General features: G+C 35.0%; 5 protein-coding genes. All 5 read right to left on the reverse strand.

Annotated elements, in window-relative coordinates:
• Positions 1-136: 136 nt before the first annotated feature.
• A complete protein-coding gene (locus ACIR310F_RS0105985; RefSeq protein WP_028083024.1) occupies positions 137-1,498 on the reverse strand; it encodes a GTP-binding protein in 1,362 nt (453 codons plus the stop codon).
• Between the two features lie 89 nt (positions 1,499-1,587).
• Entirely contained in the window at positions 1,588-1,812 is a 225-nt protein-coding gene (locus ACIR310F_RS0105990) for a type II toxin-antitoxin system HicB family antitoxin (RefSeq protein WP_028083025.1), read from the reverse strand.
• On the reverse strand, positions 1,809-2,039 hold the full coding sequence (locus ACIR310F_RS0105995) for a type II toxin-antitoxin system HicA family toxin (RefSeq protein ID WP_028083026.1): 231 nt from the start codon (positions 2,037-2,039) through the stop codon (positions 1,809-1,811). The genes ACIR310F_RS0105990 and ACIR310F_RS0105995 overlap by 4 nt, the downstream gene beginning before the upstream one ends.
• A 13-nt stretch (positions 2,040-2,052) precedes the next feature.
• Positions 2,053-2,838 (reverse strand): ABC transporter ATP-binding protein, encoded by a 786-nt coding sequence (locus ACIR310F_RS0106000; protein ID WP_028083027.1) that lies wholly within the window; start codon positions 2,836-2,838, stop codon positions 2,053-2,055.
• 85 nt (positions 2,839-2,923) lie between these two features.
• Positions 2,924-3,493 carry a Uma2 family endonuclease gene (locus ACIR310F_RS0106005; protein ID WP_028083028.1) on the reverse strand — a complete coding sequence of 190 codons (570 nt, stop codon included), beginning with the start codon at positions 3,491-3,493 and terminating at the stop codon, positions 2,924-2,926.
• Positions 3,494-3,655 lie beyond the last annotated feature (162 nt).

A 3,655-nucleotide genomic window follows, 5' to 3' on the forward strand; every position in this document is an offset into this window, starting at 1 on the left:
TAATATAATGGAGTGGTGATAAAATTTTTATGAAAAGACGCACTTCCATTATCACCATATCACGCCTAGCACCGCAAGTCAATCCCCACAACAAAAAAAAGAAAATTTTTTTTGATTATTTTTGATTAATTAAAAATCAAAATTCTCCAAAATTACCGCCCAATTCTTGCTGTAAGCGATACAAAATAGTGTTTTTATCAACTTGAGATAAAATCTCCTGAATGACGGTATTAGCGCCCAATTGTCCCCAAGTACAGCCTTTTTCTAGATATAACTTTGCAGCTTTACCGACGGTATAAGCACCATAACCAGCAATTCCCCCTTGAATAATGGCGCTGCTGGTAAAAGTGGTAATGTTAAATGGATTATCACCACTAGTTATGGCTGCGGTAGTTTTACCTAAACCTAATATTAAATTACTACTGATTTCTCCCAATAATAAACCACCGGAACTAAATAAAATGGTTTTTAATAATTTACTGGCTTCATAACTAGTCATAGGTAAACCATACAATTTAGCTAAGGTACGAATTAAGGCTAAATCAGTAATAAAACCGCCAATTATATCTAAAAAAGCAATAGGATTTAAACCAATAGCTAAAGCTTTATATTGACTAAATCGCCAAATAATATCTTCTGCTTCTTTTTCCCGCATATCAATGGTTTTTTGGGCGATATTTTCCTCAGATTCCCTAGCTTGAATTAGTGCATTTAAAGCTAATAGAGATCGTCCTTCTCTGTTTAATATATTCAGGATTGTTTGCTTTAATTCCTCTACTTGGGGAGGTGATGTTTCCCATTCATAATTAATAGTTCCATTTGGATATTCTACTCTCACCTCCATGGGCGCAGGTTCAGCGGCTACCATGACAATTTCATCTGGTAATAAAGGATTATTTTGTAAATTTCCCGCCCCTAATTGTTGCAGATTTTTGTAAATTGCATTTCTGTCTATTTCTGGATATAAATCAATTTTATTAAATACTAAAATTAAGGGTTTTTGGGCTTGACGTAATTCCAATAATCCTTGATATTCAGTTTTAGTAATGTCTCCAGAAACAACAAACAAAATTAAATCAGCTTGACGGGCTACATTTCGCGCTATTTCCGCCCTTAATTCTCCTGCAATTTCATCTAAACCAGGGGTATCTATTAATTCGACTAATACCTTATCCCCCGGTTTCCAGCGCACAGAACGCGGCCATTGAGTCACACCATTTAAAGGTCCTGTTTGCAGAATTTTTTCCCCTATTAAAGAGTTTAATACTGCTGATTTTCCTCGACTAACTAAACCAAAAGCCGCAATTCTAATCACATTTGCATCTAATTTAATCAATGTGTTATTTAAAGCTTCTATTTCCGGTTTGAGTAAATTTTCTAATTCTGGGTTAGCGGCTAGTTGTCCAGATTTACGGAGATATCCATACCAAGATAATGCTTGTCTGAGACTAGCACGGGCGCGGTTTAAATGGGTTTCTTGTAGGTTACGGTTACTCACTGGTTTTAGTTTTTATAGGAATAAAAAGTCTTGGCGATTATAAATCACGGCTATACAAACAAAGTCCACCTGCGTGGACTAATGAAAAATTAAGCTGCTGTTAATAATTTTCCTAAAATTTGCGGTTCAGGTATTGGTTGTCCGTCTTCTAAATAAGATGAAATCAGCATTTCTAAAACTTCTTGGGCATTTTTTAAAGCCTCTTCATAAGTGTCTCCATGAGTACAAGGCTGCATGACATCTGTAAAATCTGGTAATGAAACTACATAACATTCATCTTCCTTAGACCATTGAATAATAATTGTATATTTCATTCCTCTGATTCCTCCTTTTCTTCTGTTTCTATTTTATTCAATTCTACTATTGCTTCATTAACTTGCTTCTCTAAATATTGTTTAGCATCACTACCATCTTTACCAGCAATGATAATAGCTTTAGATAATTTTGGATGTATCCATTTGCTCTGACTTCCCTTTGCCGGTTTATATGTAAAACCGGATTGCAGTAATAAATTTTTCAGTTCTCTAATTTTCTTAGGCATATCTAATATAACGTTATTGTCCCAAATATGCTTCTAAAACTTTGGTATTATTTTGGATTTCTTGAGGATTCCCCACAGCTAAATTTTTTCCTTCTGCTAATACCCAAACTCTATCACATAAAGACATAATTACATCCATATTATGCTCAATAATTAAAAATGTCATTCCCTCCTGACGATTCCATGTTATAATGCGATCGCATATTTCATCAATTAATCGAGGATTGACACCAGCAGCAGGTTCATCTAATAATATTAACTTAGGATTAGTCATTAATGCCCTGCCAATTTCTAAAAGTTTTCTTTGTCCTCCAGATAAACCACCAGCATAGTCTGAAGCCTTTTTTTCCAAGCCTACAGATTCTAACAAAAACATAGCCCGTTCTTTTAATTGTTTTTCTTCTTTAAGAATAACATGAGGTTGCAGTTGCACTTGCCAAAAGTTTTCACCAGTTTGTTTTTGCGCTCCCAAAAGCATATTTTCTAATACTGATAATTTTGATAAAACCCGTGCAACTTGAAAAGTTCTGACTAATCCTTGTTGAGCAATTTGGTATGATTGTAATTGATGAATAGGTTCACCATCAAAAATGACTCTACCTTTATCTGGATGGATAAAATTAGAAAGTAAATTAAATAAGGTGGTTTTACCAGCACCATTAGGACCAATTAACCCAGTAATACTACCTTTGATAACTTCAATATTCGCTTCTTCAACTGCTTTAATTCCACCAAAATTTTTACAGAGTCCAGTTGCAGCTAATAGCGGTAATTCGGGTGATTTGATATTATTTACCATGATGATTTTCTTCTCAACATTTTTAGGTTTTTTGTTGGTTTTTAATTGTTGTTATGAAATAAAAACTGTTGGAGTTCATCAAATTTCATCCCTGTAAAACCTCAGCCACAGTTAACTTTACATCACTAAATAGAGGCGAACAAATCATATCATCTCCCCTATAAACCTGCTCCTCATAAAAACCCTCCACCCATTCTAAAACCGTCACTTTTTGCCCAATTGGATCAACAATCCAATACTCAGTAATTCCCCGCGCCGCATACTCAGAACGCTTATAACGATAATCACGATTTTCCTGATTTGGACTCACTACCTCAACCACCAACAAAGGCAGCGGCATATCCATTAAAATCAGCGAGCGTGTAGCCCCCTGCATCACTTGAGCTAATTCTTCAGAAAACACCGTCAAATCAGGAACACGCACCCCCACCTGCCGACTATTCACAGCAATTTCTGTTTTCATACTCAAGCGGTAATAGGGAATACCCAATTGCAGAAAATAGGCAACTAAAAACATTGCTATGCGCCGATTTATCTCACTTTCTAAAGGCATAGGAATTAATTCTCCGTTCTCAAATTCATATAAATTATCTGTCCCATCGTCATAATTAAGAAATTCCTCAAAAGTCATCTTGTTAGCAGTTGCAACTATCATGGCTATTCCTCCCATAAACGGCTTGTATCAACTATTTTAACATCACAAATTTCCAGAAATGTTGAATGTCGTTACAAAACTTTACATATTTATGTATAGTAGTATTATCAAGGGTAAAAATGTCAACATTTCATAATATCTTCCATCCAATGAACATAACTG

Source organism: Dolichospermum circinale AWQC310F (assembly GCF_000426925.1).
Classification (GTDB): domain Bacteria; phylum Cyanobacteriota; class Cyanobacteriia; order Cyanobacteriales; family Nostocaceae; genus Dolichospermum; species Dolichospermum circinale.